This window comes from Lysinibacillus sp. FSL K6-1151 (genome assembly GCF_038630755.1).
Classification (GTDB): domain Bacteria; phylum Bacillota; class Bacilli; order Bacillales_A; family Planococcaceae; genus Lysinibacillus; species Lysinibacillus fusiformis_D.
In genome coordinates, this window is record NZ_CP152040.1 from 4315233 (window position 1) to 4332227 (window position 16995).

The following is a 16995-nucleotide window of genomic DNA, read 5'->3' on the forward strand; positions in this document are numbered from 1 at the left end:
GTATGACAAAGATGTACGAGGAACAAAATCATAAACACGAAAACCGCTTTCAATATAAACAACGTAATACGTGGACAGGCATATTATTCGGCCTTGGGGTTGTGGCATTTATAGATGAGGTCATTTTCCATCAATTATTACATTGGCATCATTTTTATGATAAATCTACAGCTGCTATTGGGTTAGTGTCAGATGGTTTATTTCATGCATTCGGCTTTTTCGCGACGATTGGTTCTGCTTTTTTATTGGCTGACCTACATAGAAAGCATGGATTTTGGCTAAAAAGATGGCTTGGTGGTATTTTTCTAGGAGCTGGCATATTTCAATTATACGACGGGATTATTCAACATAAATTCATGAAACTGCATCAAATTCGTTATCATGTTGATATTCTCCCATATGATGTGGTTTGGAACATATTAGCGGCTCTATTAATTGTTATTGGTGTGGTCTTGTTACTCCAAACCAACCAAAAGGGACATTAGGAGGTTGCCCGTTTTGCATTCTGCTCATGCTCAAAGCTTTCCCATTATAGTACAGCTACTAATAGCTTTGCCATTTTTTATAGCCATTATTTTTTATATCGTAGCTGTCATTGTTTCGAATCAACATAAAAAACAATGGCCGCATTTTCGTACTATCTGTTGGCTTGTGGGAAATGTAAGTGCCATCGTGACACTAATCGGTCCATTGGCTTCTCTTAGTCATGTCCACTTCGCAGCACATATGATAGGGCATCTATTGCTTGGCATGCTTGCCCCCCTACTTATGGCATTAGCAGCTCCCATGGCACTCCTTTTAAGGACATTATCAGTGAATACGGCTCGTACTCTTTCTCGTACAATGAGGAATCCTTATGTTCGTTTTATTTCTCACCCAATTAATGCGTCTATTTTAAATGTAGGTGGCTTATGGTTACTCTATACGACATCACTTTTCAATCTTATGCATGAACATATACTTCTATATATTTTCATTCACCTTCACATTTTTCTAGCAGGCTATGTGTTTACCATTGCCTTTATTTATATTGATCCTACACCCCATCCATACCCTTATGTCTTTCGATCACTTATATTAGTAGTAGCACTAGCAGCTCATTCTATATTGGCAAAATATATTTATGCAAATCCTCCTCAGCATGTCCCTGTCACACAGGCAGAGCTAGGTGCCAAGATCATGTACTATGGTGGCGATGCAATTGAAATCATCCTTGTTTATATCCTTTTTTATCAATGGTTTAAAAGCACAAGAAATGCTATTCACACAAAGACAACCATCTCATCACGCTAATTCTACCTCTGACTTAAGAGGATAAATAGGATTGAATAATCCGCCAGTCCTCTAGCTTTTCAGCAAAAGATTTTATATTTTTTCCTGGGATCGGACTGGTTGATGGCATTTTTTTATAAGCTCGTTCTTCTAAAAGCTCTAGACCTATATGCTTTTTAAAAACCTCAAATGCTTTCGCTCCATTAAAGAGTACTAACTGGATATTAGGATATTCTTCAAATAAGGTTTGAAAATCATTTGGTTTTTCATTGCGAATTGCTGCGTCTAAGCTTCCTTCACGCTCACAAGTTTCAACCGTGTCCCAAAGACCGATTGCATTGTGTTTTAACAATGCGATTCTCTTTACATAATCGTCAGGAACCTCCGTCTCTAACAGCTCACTCATAATGGGCCAAAAGTGATTGCGTGGATTGCCATAATACTGTTGCTTTTCTAATGATTGCTTTCCTGGCATTGAGCCTACAATGAGCACCTTTGTTGCTGAATCTACGACTGGTAATAATACATTTTTTATTTCACTGGACACAACAATCACTCCTTTCCTCTATTGTAGCGGAAAATCTGAACCAGCAAGTATATCTTTGCTTGACGTAAATAGGAGATGTCGGGATGAATGCTTCTTACTATACGACTGAACAATTTTATAGCCTATACAGTAGCCTATCCAAGGTGGCAGCTCACCACCGTATAAAAACGGCCTATGTTTTTCTACTCCTTCAACCTGTAAATTCTGCAAAAAATGACTTTTCCATAAAACTAAAAGCTCTGTAGCTGAATATTTTTTTAACCATGGTGCAAGCCACTTTTCTCCGTATAAGTCTTTCACTGCACTCTCTGCTAAGCCCTCTAAAATAAGAGCATCCAACAAAGTCATCTCATCGAGGGGTTTTTTTAAATTGTGTAAACGGCAAACATGATTATATTCATGTGCGAACAATGCTTGCAGTTCCTGTGTCTCTACTTCTCCGATAAATAAAAAAAGAGCCTGAGGATAAGCCACACCGTTTTTATTGGTCATCGTTTGCTGTTGGGTAATTGGGAAAATATAAATCGGTATAGTCGGGCCATTCCATTTTTTTTGCAAGTATATAAATTCTTGCTGTACGCAATCCCACACATTATGCTGCTTTAATTGCTCTACATCGACTGTCTCATCTGGTAGAAAAAGTCCCTGTTGCTGTAAAGAATAGTGTATTTCTTCTGACAAGCCATCTTGAAATAATTCGACTAAATGATCACAAAGAATGGAGCATTGCAAACTATGTAACTCATCTTTTTTTGTGGATTTTCTGGCATAAACAAATTCATCTAACCACTTATCTGTTGGCACAACTGCCATGTCATCACCTCTTCTCAGCATATGTCGTGAATAGACAATCGGCTAGTGATAAATGCTTCGGATCGCATATATTAGCTTGTAATGACATCGAAAGGAGGGATAATATTGAATCCAGCTGATGCTTATAATCTTTGCTGTAAATATCATGGCAAACGCGTTCGAATCTCGGATTCATCTGGTAGGGTACATGTTGGGGAAATCACTAAGGTAGACAGAAGACAGGTATGGATTCTACCTGATAGAAGACATAGTGGTTATGGTTTAGGTTTTTGGGGATTTGGAGGATTTGGTGGGGAAGGTTTTGGCTATGGAATTGCTTTAGGAACAATCTTAGGGATTGCACTAGCTCCAATCATATTCTTCTAACTCAAACTTTTAATATATGTGAAAAATAAGCCATTTCAAACCTTGTTGAGATGGCTCATTTTTCATTATTGAACTTGCTCCTGTTGCTGTTGTTTACTTTCAATCATCTCGGATATTGTGACAAATGTGTAGCCCTGTTTTTTTAATGCAGGGAGGATTTCTTCTAATGCCTTAATGGTTTGTGTACGATTCCCACCACCATCATGAAATAAAATGACATCTCCAGGCCTCGTTCCCTTCATCACCTTTTGCACAATTTTCTTTACACCAGGCTCTTTCCAATCTTGCGTATCCTGATGCCAAGACCACATCACAACCTTGTAGCCATCCTTTACAGCAGCATTAATCATAGCATCCGTATAATTTCCACCTACAGGACGGAATAAAACTGGGGAAAAACCAGTAATACTATAAATCGTGTCATTTGTCTTTTGAAGCTCCTCTTGCAATTTTTTGATGGAAACTTTAAACGGATGTGTATACGTATGATTGGCTAATTCATGGCCTTCTGTATAAGAACGTAAAACAAGCTCTGGATATTTTTCTGCATTCTTTCCAATAATAAAAAAGGTTGCTTTGGCATCATATTTTGCTAATAAATCAAGCACTGCCGCAGTGTACTTGGGATGTGGGCCATCATCAAAGGTGAGGGCGACAATTTTATCCTCTGTGTTGATATCCCATACCACTTCTCCTGTTTCCTCATAATAAGGGCGACCCTTATCAGCATAGCCTTTCTCTCCTAAAAATCCCGAGATGATTAAAAAGCAAACTGTAAAAACCAATACATGTATACGTGTCATAGCATCACCTCCCAAGTCCGAATTCACAGAACTCCGTCAACTTACTATTTACGAATTGCAATGAAATATACTTGTGAAGGATTGTCTGTTTTCTCCTTTTAATTATTTCATAACAATTTTGAACGATATGTGAAAAACAAGGGTTAGTGCTTTATTTATTTCTTTATTGATGTAAAATAAAATCACAACTGATATATAACAATTTTATAAAAAAATAATGTTATGTAACACAATGGAAGGTATGACATATATGTGGGTTATTACAGTATTTGAAGAAAACACTTATCGAATGTTTGAATATCGTTCTAAAAGTGAGGCAACAACTGCATTACATAAATTTAAACAAACTGCTCTGCTTTCTTATACAAGGTAAAGAGATACAAGGAATCTATTCATCAGGAGTAGATTCCCTTTTTAATTGCCTCCATTAACTTCATCCATCATCTCATTCGTTTTCAGCATTATTCATCTGATGACTTTTTTCAAGGAAATGTTGAACACCTTGCTAGTCATCACCATATGTATATAGAGAAAAGGAGTGATTTCGATGGTGACAATTGAACCTATTATGATTAAAGGGCATTTCTTCACTGCAGTAGTTGTTCAATTACCTAAAACAACGCTACTGACCATTTCTAATACGACAGGCTACATTATGTGTGGAGCTTTAGATGTTGGCCTATTAAATAGTCGCTTAGTTGATCGAAAAATCGTTGCTGGTCGTGCAGTAGGTGTTAAAACAATTGATGAGCTATTAACAGCCCCATTAGAATCGGTAACGTATGAAGCAGAACAACTTGGCATTACTGAAGGAATGACTGGCGTAGAGGCACTTTTAAAAATGATCTAATTGGCTATAAAAAAGCGTCAACTAGACGCTTTTCTTTTTTGTTTGCCAACCGATAGTTGAATAAGCAAATATCCCCTTCCACATACTGTGGGACAAAGGGAGTTGTTGTTATGAATAATGGTCAACATTTTAAGATACATCTAACCTTACTTGCTATCGTCTTAATTGTATTTACCTGGTCAGTCATTAAACCATCCTCCTATTTAGATTGGCTGGCTGAGGTTAGCCCAGGAGTTGTGGCAATAATAGTCGTAGTTTGTATCTATCATAAATTTCGCTTCACCACATTTTCTTATATCATCATTGCCCTATTGTCGATCCTTACTTTTATAGGTGGACATTATACCTATTCAGAGGTTCCTCTTTTTAATTGGCTAAAAGAAGAATTTCATTTCCAACGCAATCACTATGATCGTTTCGGTCATTTTTTAAAAGGTTTATTAGCCATCGTGATAAGGGAAATATTACTTCGAAAGACGCAGCTTACTAAAGGAGCTTGGCTAACAGGTATTACAATTAGTATTTTGCTCGCAATTGCTGCTTTTTATGAAATCATCGAATGGTTAAGTACAAGAATCTCGAAGGGCAGTAAAGGGACGAAAGATTTTTTAGGCATGCAGGGAGATCGCTGGGATGCACAATGGGACATGTTTTTAGCCTTGTTGGGAACTATTTTAACTTTACTTTTCTTCACAAAGCTTCATGATAAATATTTAAAAAGACTAAACAAGGAATAAATTTCTTTGCATAGCATTATTATATACCTTACGAAAGGTGGTTTTGTATGTACTATGCACAAGTCAATCAACAAGTACCCCATCTATCACGCGTTATTACGGTAACTGGCAATGGCCAGGTAATGGCTACTCCAAGCTCTGTACAAATACAAATAGAAGTCCAAACACAAGGCAATAATGTACAAGGCCCTCAGCAGGAAAATGCAAGGATCATGAATCAAGTCATTCAGTCACTAGTAGCCCTCGGTATTCCAAGAGAACAAATACAAACAGCTAGTTATACAGTTACACCACAGTATCATTTTGAGGATGGCAAACAAATTTTTAATGGCTATGAAGTGGTCAATGCCATTACCGTCAATGTATCAAACATCGATAATTTGGGCTTAGTCATTGATACAGCCATAGAAAATGGAGCAAATCGTATTGCCAACATTCAGTTCAAATTGGACCATATAGACGCTTACTATCAGCAAGCATTAAATTTTGCTCTTCAGAATGCACAGTTGAAGGCGAAAACAATAGCAGAAACCATGCATCTTCCTTTACAGCCACTCCCTATAGAAATTGTGGAAGAGCAAGCTAACACACCGATCCTTTACCGCTCTATGGCTGTTTCCTCAGGAGTTACGCCTATAGAACAGGGACAAATTGCTATTGATGCTACTGTCCGCGTAAAATTCCAATACTAAAGACAGGCGCCTTCCACTAATTGATTAGTAGAAGGCTCTCATTTATTTTACAAGTGTATTTTTTTCAATAAGGATTTCATCATCCTCTGTTTTAATAACCATATCAAAATGTTGGCAATATGGATGCATAAATAATTCATATTGAATACGTCGTTCATCATGTGATTGTTTTAAATAATTTATATCTGTCCCTCTATCAAGTACATCACGATCTGATCTTCGCTTAAGCTCTGTAGCCCCATCTGTATAAAAATAAATTTTGAAATCCAATAACTCTGGATCTATAAATGCTACACTCATTCCTTCTACTATCGTGATCTGTTTTTTTGAAGAAATTAATGTGCTTTTCATATAATGTGTACCGATTGTCAATAAATCCAGCCCTGCTCTTATCATCTGAACATCTCTTTCCAATGAAGGAAGGTGATGGGCAGCGGGATGACAAGCGGTCATTTTAAAACGATGATTTACATTTTGATATGTATAATTAATCATTGTCTGTTTGCGAATATCTGAACTAACAATATAAGGATCAGTATTCAAATAATTCACTTCAGCTTGATTTAAAACTTTTAAAAGCTTTTCAGCAAATGTTGTTTTTCCTGCAGCTCCATGACCTGAAATGCCAATAATAATCCTTTTATCAGCAAATCTGATCGATTCCAATATTTCTTGAAAAATCTTCTCCATAGTATTGTTGTCCTCCCTAATTAAAAAGGTATGATGGAAAATTTGCACCATACTCGCTGTACTTTAAAAATAATAACAAACAGTTACAATACATAGAAGTTCATTTTCCAAATTTTTATGCGTTAACTCCATATCATTTCTAGCTTCGATCTAATAAAAACAATTTGACAGGTTGTCAGTCAATAATTATAATAAAAGCATCTTAATTGATATTGATTATCATTTAAGATGCTTTCACTCAATAATTAAATTTAACTTTCACAGTTTGTCTTAGGAGGGATAAATCAAATTTTCCATGAGGGACTCCGAATAAATGTTCGAACGTAGATTGAATGGCTTTAATTCTAGCAATACGTTCATCTTTATTCCATTTAAATAACGATGAATCTACCCAATGGTGGATTGTCGATAGGAAAAATTCTGCCACTAGCGTTGGATTTTCAATGTGAAAGAGCCCCTCTTTATTGCCTTGTATATTTAAATCTGTTAGCAGTGGCGTAAACTGACAAATGGTTTGTACATGTAATATTTGACGCAGAGTAGCATTACTATCATGTTGTAAATATTTAAAGATTTCGACATGGCCTGTTGGATCATCAAGCTCATAAACAAAAATCCATGCAATTTTCTCATACGCCGTAAGTGTCTCATTATAGATGACTTCTGTAAATTCTTGCTTTATTCCTTTAAGTTGCCTATCAATTAATGCATTTGCCAATGCTTCTTTGGATTTAAAGTAATAGTACAGCGTTCCCTGTGCTACTCCCATCCTTTTAGTTATATCAGTAGTTGAGGTTTTTTCATAACCTTTTTCACTAAAAAGAGACTCTGCTGTATCTAAAATCTCATTTCGTCGTTCTGATGCACTTTTTGTTACTCTAATCATTTTCTGAACTACCCCCTTTTTTCATTTAAGCATTTGACTAATAACTAGTCAAATGATCAGAGTGAGAAGAAATATTGTGAAACATTATTGAGTGACTGTCAGTCAAATACTAATTTTTAGGAGGATTTAAATGTTAAAAAAAACCCTTTCTCTATTAGGTTTCACACTTATATTGCTGATTTTAGGTTGTGCACAATCACAGGAAACTATTTCTGAGAAAAAAGACAATACAACTATTAATGGAAACTATCCATTAACACTAGATACCTACACTTATGAAGGACAGAAAATCTCTCAGACTATCCCCAATGCTCCCGAGAAAGTGATGGTCATCGGTTTAGCTGTCGCAGAGTTAATAGTTAAGTTTGGACAGCAAGAAAAAGTCGTTGGATTTGCATATAGTGATTTAACAAATTCAGACTACAAAGATGACATTGACAAACTACCTTTAGTTAGTGAAATGTGGCCAGCTAAGGAGGCTATCATGGCTCTAGAACCTGATTTAATCTACTCTATTGCTTCTGCATTTAGAGAAGAATTAATTGGAAGTATCCCTTCTTGGAACAACCGTGGACTGCCTGTTGTTTCTTCCACCAACTTTACAATAGGACGTAGCATAGATATTTACTTTGAGGAAATTCAAACATTTGGGAAGGTTTTTAATATAGAAGATAAAACGAACAAATATCTAACTGAACAACAAACACGCATAGATGCCATTACTTCTAAAGTTAAGGATTCTAAAGAAAAGCCTACTGTCCTATTGATAAGTGGCGCTAGAGGAAAGTATTTCTACTTCTCACCAAAATGGGCCATGATTGACGAGATGATTGAAGGTGCAGGCGCTACATATTTAGAACTTTCGAAAGAAGACTATATTGAGCTTTCAACAGAGGCAATTATTGCAGCAAATCCAGATAAAATTATCATCACAGAATTCCAAGAGCCTGATCAAGAAAAAACAAAAAATAATTTAATGAATGATAAAAAGCTTCGAACTGTAAAAGCCATTCAAAATAATGAGGTTATGGCCGTAGAATATACAGGAGCTATAAATGGTGGTATTGAGATTGCTGATTTATATGAGGAAGTAGCTGCATTTATCAACCCTGAAATAGTTAATGGAGTGAAAAAAAATGCTCAAAAGTAAATTTTCTTTTTTTACCCTACTTCTATTTTTGATAGTGCTAGTTTTCATTTCTATAATTGCTTCTGTTTCCATAGGACAAGTCAGTATACCATTTCTTGATTCTTGCAAAATTGTTTTATATCAAATTACAGGAATAAACATAGGTCATATAGATACAACTATTTCTAACATGACACTTGAAATCATATGGCAAATTCGTTTTCCCAGAGTTTTATTAGCACTATTCGTCGGGAGTGGTTTGGCACTTTGCGGTAGTGTGATGCAAGCAACCATTCAGAATCCACTTGCAGATCCTTATTTACTTGGTATCTCCTCAGGTGCTTCACTAGGTGCAACATTCTCTATCATATTAGGGTATCAACTCAGCCTTTTTGGAGAATCAAATTTAATGATTTGGGCGTTTCTAGGTGCGTTATTGGCAACATTTCTAGTATTGCTGCTATCAAGTATTGGGGAAAAAATGTCTGTTATTAAACTTATTCTAGCCGGAACTGTTGTCAATGCACTATTTACAGCTCTATCTAATCTATTTATATATTTTGCTAAAGATGCGGAAGGTGTACGTTCAGTATCATTTTGGACAATGGGGAGTTTGTCCACTGCTGATTGGGATGACCTGCCTTTAATCGCTACTACTATTATTATTATAGCTGTATTTTTCCTCTCCCAATGGCGCATTATGAATGCAATGCTTATGGGAGATGATGCTGCTATGACATTAGGTATTAATATAAATACTTATCGAAAAGTATTTTTAGTTATTTCTGCCGCTTTGACAGGCATTATAGTTTCAACATGTGGAATCATTGGCTTTGTTGGGCTTATCATTCCACATATTGTACGCATCTTTACAGGGTCAAATCATCAACAACTACTACCTATTGTTATTTTAGTAGGGGCTATCTTTTTAATCTGGACAGATTTATTAGCAAGGTCAATCATTCCTAACAGCGAATTACCAATTGGCATCGTAACCTCATTATTAGGTGCCCCAGTATTTATGCACATGTTAATAAAAAAGAAATATGGTTTTGGGGGTAACTAATATGGAATTAGATGTAGAAAATGTTTCATTCGCAGTATCAGATGTTGAAATTATCAAAAGTATTTCGCTAAAGGTGAAAGAAGGACAATTTGTTGGCATTATTGGACCGAATGGTTGTGGAAAATCAACACTATTAAAAAACATTTATAAAGTCATAAAACCCACTAGTGGCAAGATTTTTTTAGATGATATAGATATTGTTAAATCCTCTGCCAAAGAAATCGCGAAAAAAATGGGGGTTGTTGGACAATTTAACAACTCGAATTTTGACTTTACTGTCCGTGATATGGTGATGATGGGAAGAACACCACATAAAGGAATATTAGAATCAGATACAAAAAATGATATTGAACTTGTGGATAACATATTACGAAAAGTAAACTTAGAGCATTATGCTTCAAAACATTTCTCTTATCTTTCTGGTGGTGAAAAGCAACGTGTCATTCTCGCACGTGCCTTAGCTCAAGAACCACAGTTTTTAATTTTAGATGAACCTACAAATCACCTAGATATTAAATATCAAATTCAAATTTTATCACTAGTGCAATCATTACAGATTGGTACACTAGCCGCATTGCATGATCTATCTATTGCTGCCATGTATTGTGAATATTTATATGTACTAAAAAATGGTCGCATACTAACACATGGCAAGCCTGAGAAGCTACTAACACCTTCATTAGTAAAAGAGGTTTATGAAGTTGACTGTTGTATCTATCAAAATAATGATACGAATAATATAGTCGTTGCGTATCATCCAGCTTTACCCAATCACTAAAGCTATTTTTGACTGACAACCAATCAATATAAGGGGGAGTATCTATGAATCCAATTTCATCAGAAAAATCAAGTACGTTCTATTCATATAGATGGTTGGCATTAGCGGTGATATTACTTCCAACATTATTAATCTCCTTAAATACTTACATGATACAAATTGCATTACCTTCCATTCAAAACGACTTGCATATATCCTTTTCTCACGCTCAATTACTATTTTCAGGATATTCGGTTGGGCTTGCAACTGCTCTAATAATTGGAGGTAAACTAGGCGATATTTACGGTAGAAAAAAAATATTATGGATTGGCGTATTGTTCTTTACCCTTACTGCTTTCTTAGGAGGAATACTTTCAAGCCCATTGTTATTAGTTGGGATTCGATTTGTTCAAGGCTTAGCCGCAGCCCTTATTCAGCCTCAAGTTTTATCAACAATCCAGGAAATTTTTCCGCCTAGAGAAAAAAATTTAGCTTTCGGCTTGTATGGTGCTGTCATTGGAGTAGCCTTTACCTTTGGCTTAATATTAGGGGGATTATTAGTTCAATGGAATATATTTAACGGCGGTTGGCGAACTGTATTTTTTTTCAATGTTCCAATTGGCATGCTAGTACTCCTTTTGCTCCCTTTTATACCGGAGTCAACGGATAAGAAATCCAATCATATTGATTGGATGGGTTCAATTTTATTAATGGTTAGTATATTTCTACTTATTTATCCTTTATCCGAAGTCCAACAACAAGGATGGCAAACATGGGTTTTTAGCTGTCTACTGCTTTCATTTGTTGTACTTATTCTGTTCATTTATCTTGAGCGATTTAAGCAAAAACTTCAACAATCACCTCTCGTAGACCTAAGTTTATTTAAGCATCGCCCTTTTGTATTTGGCATTTGTTCTGTGCTAGCTATTTACTTAAGTATGTTTGCCTTTTTCTTTATCCTTAGTTACTTTTTACAATATGGCCTAAAGTATGATACAGGAGAAACGAGTTTAGTTTTTCTACCAATAGGAATTGGATTTTTTGTAACGTCTATTATTTCTTCAAAAATTATTAATAAGTATGGTTTTATTGTTTTAAAAATGGGTGCATTATGTATGAGTATGTGTACTTTTTTACTTGTCTTCTTTTTATGGATGGAGCAATATAATTTACTCAGAACTGATGCAATAATCCTTTTATTCGTCTATGGCCTTGGACTTGGTCTTGCTACAACACCTTTAGCAAATGCCATATTGGGTAACATTCCAAAGATTCATATGGGGGTTGCTGCTGGTCTATTTACAACCTTTATGTACTTAGCAAATTCCTTAGCAGTCGCAGGTATTAGTATACTATTTTCTTATTATTTAGGAACAAGTTTAGAGAGCGCTTCTTTGTTAAATTATATACACGCTTTTACTATAAGTTTAATTGTCATTGGACTGTTTTCTATGATAGCCTATATGATTTTGTCACTTTATCATAAAATGATTTTAAGAATAAAAATAAAGCAACAATAAATTACTATTTTGATTTATAGATTTTTCAAATAATGTATGACAAGCTCTTCATTATTTCGAGCTTGTCTACAGTCTGAAATCACCTCGTACACTATCGAGGTGATTTTTTATAACCAACGTTCACTTCTTGTTTCTTTTCGACAACAAAAGAGCACAAAGAATAATACATATCCCTATGAAATGTTTGATTAATAACGGTTCTTTCAATATCAAATATCCAAGTAGAACACCTACTACAGGAACGATATAATTACTAAAAGAGGCAAATAAAGCACCCTCACTTTTAATTAAAAGATTATAAAGCATATACACAATCCCTGCGTGGAAAATGCCTAATATAACAATGGAGACGACCTGAATCCCATTTATGCTTAATCGTAATGGTTGTTCAAGGATAAATGCCATTGGTAATAAAATCACAGTGGCAATTCCTAAAACATTTCTCATATGAACGATTGGTGAACCACCCTCTAACTTCTCCATTAAAATTAACGAAAATGCAAAGCTCAGTGCTGCTAATAGTAGCAGCACATTCCCTAATACTGTCCCTGAACCACTCACCCCTTGTATTGGCCAAGAAAGAATGATGATCCCCAAAAAGCCTAATAGAATGCTAATCGTTTGAAACGAACTAACTTTTTTATTAAAGAAAAAAACAAAGAGAACTGACGTGATAATCGGGACCATTGCTATGAGCATAGACGCAATACTACTGGATACATATTTTTGACCTTGCGCAATGAGGACGAAGGGAATCACTACTTCAAAAATGGCAATCCCAATGTATAATTTACTATTTGCTAAGTAGTTTTCTTTTTTCAAAAATAAGCCCATAATACTTAAGCAGATTGCACCGATTAAAGCTTTTAACAAAGATAAAGTGACAGCTCCCACATCATTCGTAACTAATGCTACGAAGAAAAACTGAGAGCCCCATATACAACTTATTAATAGCAAAAGGCTGTATTTTCTCATTACACTACCTGCCTCTGCCCAAAATAATTTGTTCCTATGACGCCAATAATGATGATGATTCCACCAATAAAGTGATAAAGGTGAAAGACTTCCTGTAAAAACAAAACGCCTGCAAGTATTGTAATGAGCGTAGCAAAGTTACTAAAAACACTCATTTTAGAAGCCTCTAATTTAGATAACGCATAATTGGATAAATAGGACGTACCGAGCGAGGATAATAGCCCTAAATATAAAATCGCGATGACAAAATCAACATGTGTTAATGGCTGAAAAAATTCATCGATTGTACCATTCATCAGATGATTTCCAAGAGCCACCCCATTAAAAATGACAAATCCACATAATGTCATTACATACGTTAAAATCAGTAATGAATATTGCTTTGTAAGCCTTCGTGCAAACACGTTATAAAGCGACGCAGCAAGGGCTGAAAGTAAAATAAGTCCACTGCCGATGACATTTCCTGTAGTTGCATTGGCCCCATTCATAATTAGCATGTAGATAACTCCAAGTACAGATAAACTAATGAAGACGAGCTGTCCACGAGTAGCTTTTTCCTTTAATAATAAACCTGCTAGTGCTAATGTAAAAATAGGAATCGTTGCTTGAATAATTCCAGCCTCTGAAGAGGAAATTTTAGCAAGCCCAAGCACTTGAAAAGTGAAAAAAACAATGGGATACAATATGGCTAACGGTAAAATTTTTAGTAAATCATATTTTTTTATTGTTAGCTTATTTTTCGTAAATACCATTAAAATAACAATACCGATGAAGGCAAACGTAAAGCGATGGGCTAAAATATCAGTTGGACTCGCCACCGTTAATGTAACTTTCACAAACATGAATGAAAGGCCAATGATAAATGCATACGAAATCGCTGCTATATAGGCTTTTCTTTTTTCTGACATACGATAATGCTCCTTCTCAAATCATTCCGGCCGGTATAGTTATCGTATTAAAAAGAGAACCTATAGACGATATGAAAAAAACACATCTGTACCGATACAGATGTGCTGGAGGCTGTCTATGCTTAAATATGAATGGATTTATTCTCAGCTGCTGACTCAAATACAAGCAGGTACTCTTCAATCAGGGGCAAAACTACCTTCTATCCGCCAGTTATCACAGCAATTTTCCTGTAGTAAAAGTACTATTTTAACTGCTTTAAAAAAACTTGAGGATCAGCATCTTATCTATGTATTACCGAAAAGCGGCTACTATGTTGTTGACCATCAGTTACCCTTACAACCACAGGAAAGAGATCACATAGATTTTGCTACATCTTCACCCAGTTGGAATGCTTTCCCATATCAGGATTTTCAACATTGTATAAACAAAGCTATTGATACATACCAAACAGATCTATTTAGATATGGAACACCAAAAGGCTTACCATCTTTAATAACAGAAGCGAAAAAATTATTAGCAAACTATCAAGTATTCGCAAAAGAAGAAAATATTTTTATTACTTCTGGCGTCCAGCAATCCCTGACTTTGCTAAGTATTATGCCATTTCCAAATGGTCGTTCAACCATTTTAGTGGAACAACCTAGTTACCATTTATATATGGATTATTTAAAAACCTATGGAGTTTCGGCAATCGGCATCAAAAGAACAACGGATGGCATTGATTTACATGAATTAGAAAGCATTTTTAGTAAACATGACATAAAGTTTTTTTACACGATGCCACGTCTGCACAATCCTCTAGGTACTTCTTATAGTAAAAAGACAAAAGATCTAATCCGTAAACTTGCTTATCAATATAATGTTTACATTGTTGAAGATGATTATTTGGCAGATTTCGAGCAAAATTCGAAAATAGATCCCATTTATACAGATGATACACAGCAATATGTTATCTATTTAAAAAGCTTTTCTAAAATCATGTTTCCTGGCTTACGTATTGGACTTGCCGTTTTACCAGATGTCTTTACTGACACATTTCAGCAGTACAAAAATACCACTGATATTGATAGCTCCATGATTTCACAGGCTGCCTTAGAGCTTTACTTGAAAAGTGGTATGTTTGAACGTTATCAAAAGAAAGTCACCGAAGCTTATGCAAGCCGAGCGAATAGCCTTCAGCAATCCATAGCAACGCATTTAGCCCAATATCAGGCATCAATAGAAGTCTGTATGCATAGCCATATCGTTCTACCAAGACAGGTCAATACTCAAAAGCTTATTCAGCATTTGATGCAACACAAAATTTATCTAGATACGATTAACCGCAATTATTTAGATGCATTTGATCATGAGCGAATATTAAAGCTAAATGTGTCCAATGTGGAGGAATCTAAAATCAACGTTGGCATAAGGGAAATTGCATCAGCCCTTCAAAGTCCTAGCAATTACTTCTAAAGAAAAAAATTCATGAAACCTTATTGTAGCTCATATAATGAGACATCTTAAATTGCTTAATAAGGAGGATTCAATGCAATCTGAAAAATTGCGATTAAGGAAAATTCAGCGTCTTGCATATGAAATCATGGATGAGATGCACAAAGACAAAGACCGTACTGAATTACACAAACTCATTCCAATTATCGATAATTTATCTCGGGCCATTGGTGATTTAACAGATTCCGTTGGTAAATACTCGTTAGATTATGTGGAAGAAAAAGTGAGCAATGCACATGCACTTTTATTTAGTAAAGAAAAGGTGGATATTTTTTATTAATAAAGACAGGGAAAAAGGGTAACCATATACATGGCTACCCTTTTGGCATTAATGCGTTTCAGGTTCGAATGTTTTACAGTCTGTTTCCTCGCTGTTGGAAGCATGTTGTCCCTTTTGGCTGACAACATAAATTTTTTCGGCTGTACATTTGTTACCAGAATCCCAAAATGTGCAGTTATTGACTTCACAAAGAATTTCTTGTGCCATTGTCTCACACCTCCTCTTTGTTAGTTTTAACAAATTAGAGGTAAACAATACGTTGTTAAACAAAGTCAATCGATGATTACATTGCCTCCATTAAGCCATACTAAAGTCTAGATTAGCTGGATGGGTTGGTAAATGCTCCTGTGAAAGCATATTCGTTGTTGGAACTTTGTCATCTACCTCTTCAAATCGGAAACCATCTGCCCATACTTTCCCAGAACCAATTAATAACACACCAAAATAAATGGAGTCACCTTCTTCAGGTACGTCTAAGACAATAGAATAATGATTCCATTCAGTAGAACCTGTCACAGAACGCTGATCCATATTATCAAATTGAATAGTATCACCCGTACCATTGTCAATACGCATCCATGCACCACACTTTGTGGCATCTGCCGTCTTTAAATAGCAAGACATTTTCAAGCGCTTTCCTTTATAGTCAGTAGCCTGAAAGCCCTGCATCATCGTAGCAAATTGTCCCTGATTTGCTGATGCAGCTGTGGAATACAATACGCCTGAACGCTTCCCTGAATGAAATACCTTGTCATCTGTATGAAATTTATATAATTCTGGATTCGCTCCACTCAACATCCAACCTTTAACCTGTTCAACTGTTTCCATGTAATTTTCCTCCTCCAACATATTAAGTGATTGCATCAATTTTCGATACTTCCCTGGTGGTAATGCATAAACTTCTTTAAAGGCTCTTGTAAAAGCTTCTTGTGATTGAAACTGAAGTGTAAATGCAATGGTTAATATCGATACATTAGAGTACATCAAATAACTCGCAGCCATGGCTAGTCGACGTATACGAATATATTCACCAATCGTAATCCCCGTTTCCTGCTTAAAAATACGACTTAGATGGAACTTCGAGTAGCCAGCATTATTAGGAAGACGTTCAAGTGAAATTTCTTCCATCAATTGCTCCTCGATATAGGCAATCGTTTTTTGTGTTGCCTGACTATACTCCATGTTACTCACCTCATCTTTATTATATTG

The 16995-nt window shown here is 35.6% G+C and carries 22 protein-coding genes; 13 read left to right on the forward strand and 9 right to left on the reverse strand.

The window, feature by feature from the left end:
• Positions 1 to 11 precede the first annotated feature (11 nt).
• The gene (locus MHI04_RS20870) at positions 12 to 485 is read left to right on the forward strand and encodes a DUF2243 domain-containing protein (protein ID WP_342535786.1); all 474 of its coding nucleotides are present in this window, start codon (positions 12 to 14) and stop codon (positions 483 to 485) included.
• Positions 486 to 498: 13 nt separating this feature from the next.
• Positions 499 to 1293: a cytochrome c oxidase assembly protein gene (locus tag MHI04_RS20875; RefSeq protein WP_036128662.1), complete on the forward strand. Its 795-nt coding sequence runs from the start codon at positions 499 to 501 to the stop codon at positions 1291 to 1293.
• A gap of 13 nt (positions 1294 to 1306) precedes the next feature.
• Here MHI04_RS20875 and MHI04_RS20880 read toward each other — a convergent pair whose 3' ends face one another.
• Both MHI04_RS20880 and MHI04_RS20885 read right to left on the reverse strand, forming a co-directional pair.
• A complete protein-coding gene (locus MHI04_RS20880; protein WP_089933710.1) occupies positions 1307 to 1819 on the reverse strand; it encodes a DNA-deoxyinosine glycosylase in 513 nt (170 codons plus the stop codon).
• Positions 1820 to 1837: 18 nt separating this feature from the next.
• Entirely contained in the window at positions 1838 to 2632 is a 795-nt protein-coding gene (locus tag MHI04_RS20885; RefSeq protein ID WP_342535154.1) for a DUF2268 domain-containing putative Zn-dependent protease, read from the reverse strand.
• A gap of 105 nt (positions 2633 to 2737) precedes the next feature.
• On the opposite strand from MHI04_RS20885, the gene MHI04_RS20890 reads away from it, so the two are divergent.
• The gene (locus tag MHI04_RS20890) at positions 2738 to 2998 is read left to right on the forward strand and encodes a hypothetical protein (RefSeq protein ID WP_036128668.1); all 261 of its coding nucleotides are present in this window, start codon (positions 2738 to 2740) and stop codon (positions 2996 to 2998) included.
• A gap of 65 nt (positions 2999 to 3063) precedes the next feature.
• Here the strand turns inward: MHI04_RS20890 and MHI04_RS20895 are convergent, their stop codons facing one another.
• Complete coding sequence (locus tag MHI04_RS20895; protein WP_036128670.1) at positions 3064 to 3801, reverse strand: polysaccharide deacetylase family protein; 738 nt, start codon at positions 3799 to 3801, stop codon at positions 3064 to 3066.
• 241 nt (positions 3802 to 4042) lie between these two features.
• On the opposite strand from MHI04_RS20895, the gene MHI04_RS20900 reads away from it, so the two are divergent.
• The 4 genes from MHI04_RS20900 (at position 4043) to MHI04_RS20915 (ending at position 6080) form a co-directional block, all read left to right on the forward strand.
• Positions 4043 to 4174 carry a hypothetical protein gene (locus MHI04_RS20900; RefSeq protein WP_280139374.1) on the forward strand — a complete coding sequence of 44 codons (132 nt, stop codon included), beginning with the start codon at positions 4043 to 4045 and terminating at the stop codon, positions 4172 to 4174.
• A gap of 174 nt (positions 4175 to 4348) precedes the next feature.
• Complete coding sequence (locus MHI04_RS20905; protein ID WP_036128672.1) at positions 4349 to 4651, forward strand: DUF1805 domain-containing protein; 303 nt, start codon at positions 4349 to 4351, stop codon at positions 4649 to 4651.
• Between the two features lie 110 nt (positions 4652 to 4761).
• Positions 4762 to 5388, forward strand: coding sequence for a DUF2238 domain-containing protein (locus MHI04_RS20910; protein ID WP_342535156.1), 627 nt, complete (start codon positions 4762 to 4764; stop codon positions 5386 to 5388).
• A gap of 47 nt (positions 5389 to 5435) precedes the next feature.
• On the forward strand, positions 5436 to 6080 hold the full coding sequence (locus MHI04_RS20915) for an SIMPL domain-containing protein (protein WP_058843880.1): 645 nt from the start codon (positions 5436 to 5438) through the stop codon (positions 6078 to 6080).
• A 42-nt stretch (positions 6081 to 6122) separates the two neighbouring features.
• On the opposite strand, the gene MHI04_RS20920 is transcribed toward MHI04_RS20915, so the two are convergent.
• Both MHI04_RS20920 and MHI04_RS20925 read right to left on the reverse strand, forming a co-directional pair.
• Positions 6123 to 6770 (reverse strand): phosphoribulokinase, encoded by a 648-nt coding sequence (locus MHI04_RS20920; RefSeq protein WP_036128684.1) that lies wholly within the window; start codon positions 6768 to 6770, stop codon positions 6123 to 6125.
• Positions 6771 to 7008: 238 nt separating this feature from the next.
• A complete protein-coding gene (locus tag MHI04_RS20925; protein WP_058843879.1) occupies positions 7009 to 7656 on the reverse strand; it encodes a TetR/AcrR family transcriptional regulator in 648 nt (215 codons plus the stop codon).
• A 130-nt stretch (positions 7657 to 7786) separates the two neighbouring features.
• Between MHI04_RS20925 and MHI04_RS20930 the strand changes: the two genes are divergently transcribed.
• The 4 genes from MHI04_RS20930 to MHI04_RS20945 are packed head-to-tail and all read left to right on the forward strand — an operon-like array spanning position 7787 to position 12128.
• Positions 7787 to 8806, forward strand: a complete 1020-nt coding sequence (locus MHI04_RS20930) for an ABC transporter substrate-binding protein (RefSeq protein ID WP_342535157.1) — start codon at positions 7787 to 7789, stop codon at positions 8804 to 8806.
• Complete coding sequence (locus MHI04_RS20935) at positions 8793 to 9851, forward strand: iron ABC transporter permease (protein WP_036128690.1); 1059 nt, start codon at positions 8793 to 8795, stop codon at positions 9849 to 9851. Before MHI04_RS20930 ends, MHI04_RS20935 begins: the two co-directional genes overlap by 14 nt.
• 1 nt (position 9852) lies before the next feature.
• Positions 9853 to 10629, forward strand: coding sequence for an ABC transporter ATP-binding protein (locus MHI04_RS20940; protein WP_342504354.1), 777 nt, complete (start codon positions 9853 to 9855; stop codon positions 10627 to 10629).
• Positions 10630 to 10673: 44 nt separating this feature from the next.
• Complete coding sequence (locus tag MHI04_RS20945) at positions 10674 to 12128, forward strand: MFS transporter (protein WP_342504353.1); 1455 nt, start codon at positions 10674 to 10676, stop codon at positions 12126 to 12128.
• 120 nt (positions 12129 to 12248) lie between these two features.
• On the opposite strand, the gene MHI04_RS20950 is transcribed toward MHI04_RS20945, so the two are convergent.
• Positions 12249 to 13103 (reverse strand): DMT family transporter, encoded by an 855-nt coding sequence (locus tag MHI04_RS20950; protein WP_340812314.1) that lies wholly within the window; start codon positions 13101 to 13103, stop codon positions 12249 to 12251.
• A complete protein-coding gene (locus MHI04_RS20955; RefSeq protein ID WP_058843874.1) occupies positions 13103 to 14011 on the reverse strand; it encodes a DMT family transporter in 909 nt (302 codons plus the stop codon). Before MHI04_RS20955 ends, MHI04_RS20950 begins: the two co-directional genes overlap by 1 nt.
• A gap of 118 nt (positions 14012 to 14129) precedes the next feature.
• On the opposite strand from MHI04_RS20955, the gene MHI04_RS20960 reads away from it, so the two are divergent.
• Entirely contained in the window at positions 14130 to 15467 is a 1338-nt protein-coding gene (locus tag MHI04_RS20960) for a PLP-dependent aminotransferase family protein (protein ID WP_342535160.1), read from the forward strand.
• A gap of 73 nt (positions 15468 to 15540) precedes the next feature.
• Positions 15541 to 15786, forward strand: a complete 246-nt coding sequence (locus tag MHI04_RS20965) for a hypothetical protein (RefSeq protein WP_036128699.1) — start codon at positions 15541 to 15543, stop codon at positions 15784 to 15786.
• 48 nt (positions 15787 to 15834) lie between these two features.
• On the opposite strand, the gene MHI04_RS20970 is transcribed toward MHI04_RS20965, so the two are convergent.
• Both MHI04_RS20970 and MHI04_RS20975 read right to left on the reverse strand, forming a co-directional pair.
• Entirely contained in the window at positions 15835 to 15993 is a 159-nt protein-coding gene (locus tag MHI04_RS20970) for a DUF1540 domain-containing protein (protein WP_004231699.1), read from the reverse strand.
• Between the two features lie 90 nt (positions 15994 to 16083).
• The gene (locus MHI04_RS20975) at positions 16084 to 16968 is read right to left on the reverse strand and encodes an AraC family transcriptional regulator (RefSeq protein WP_342535161.1); all 885 of its coding nucleotides are present in this window, start codon (positions 16966 to 16968) and stop codon (positions 16084 to 16086) included.
• Between the last annotated feature and the right edge of the window lie 27 nt (positions 16969 to 16995).

Bases quoted from the DNA above. Each gene is read 5' to 3' on its own strand.
- MHI04_RS20885 (WP_342535154.1), bottom strand. From the start codon at position 2,632: ATGGCAGTTGTGCCAACAGATAAGTGGTTAGATGAATTTGTTTATGCC.
- MHI04_RS20920 (WP_036128684.1), bottom strand. From the start codon at position 6,770: ATGGAGAAGATTTTTCAAGAAATATTGGAATCGATCAGATTTGCTGAT.
- MHI04_RS20915 (WP_058843880.1), top strand. From the start codon at position 5,436: ATGTACTATGCACAAGTCAATCAACAAGTACCCCATCTATCACGCGTT.
- MHI04_RS20930 (WP_342535157.1), top strand. From the start codon at position 7,787: ATGTTAAAAAAAACCCTTTCTCTATTAGGTTTCACACTTATATTGCTG.
- MHI04_RS20935 (WP_036128690.1), top strand. From the start codon at position 8,793: ATGCTCAAAAGTAAATTTTCTTTTTTTACCCTACTTCTATTTTTGATA.
- MHI04_RS20970 (WP_004231699.1), bottom strand. From the start codon at position 15,993: ATGGCACAAGAAATTCTTTGTGAAGTCAATAACTGCACATTTTGGGAT.
- MHI04_RS20950 (WP_340812314.1), bottom strand. From the start codon at position 13,103: ATGAGAAAATACAGCCTTTTGCTATTAATAAGTTGTATATGGGGCTCT.
- MHI04_RS20965 (WP_036128699.1), top strand. From the start codon at position 15,541: ATGCAATCTGAAAAATTGCGATTAAGGAAAATTCAGCGTCTTGCATAT.
- MHI04_RS20975 (WP_342535161.1), bottom strand. From the start codon at position 16,968: ATGGAGTATAGTCAGGCAACACAAAAAACGATTGCCTATATCGAGGAG.
- MHI04_RS20905 (WP_036128672.1), top strand. From the start codon at position 4,349: ATGGTGACAATTGAACCTATTATGATTAAAGGGCATTTCTTCACTGCA.
- MHI04_RS20910 (WP_342535156.1), top strand. From the start codon at position 4,762: ATGAATAATGGTCAACATTTTAAGATACATCTAACCTTACTTGCTATC.
- MHI04_RS20925 (WP_058843879.1), bottom strand. From the start codon at position 7,656: ATGATTAGAGTAACAAAAAGTGCATCAGAACGACGAAATGAGATTTTA.
- MHI04_RS20945 (WP_342504353.1), top strand. From the start codon at position 10,674: ATGAATCCAATTTCATCAGAAAAATCAAGTACGTTCTATTCATATAGA.
- MHI04_RS20955 (WP_058843874.1), bottom strand. From the start codon at position 14,011: ATGTCAGAAAAAAGAAAAGCCTATATAGCAGCGATTTCGTATGCATTT.
- MHI04_RS20900 (WP_280139374.1), top strand. From the start codon at position 4,043: ATGACATATATGTGGGTTATTACAGTATTTGAAGAAAACACTTATCGA.
- MHI04_RS20940 (WP_342504354.1), top strand. From the start codon at position 9,853: ATGGAATTAGATGTAGAAAATGTTTCATTCGCAGTATCAGATGTTGAA.
- MHI04_RS20870 (WP_342535786.1), top strand. From the start codon at position 12: ATGTACGAGGAACAAAATCATAAACACGAAAACCGCTTTCAATATAAA.
- MHI04_RS20895 (WP_036128670.1), bottom strand. From the start codon at position 3,801: ATGACACGTATACATGTATTGGTTTTTACAGTTTGCTTTTTAATCATC.
- MHI04_RS20960 (WP_342535160.1), top strand. From the start codon at position 14,130: ATGCTTAAATATGAATGGATTTATTCTCAGCTGCTGACTCAAATACAA.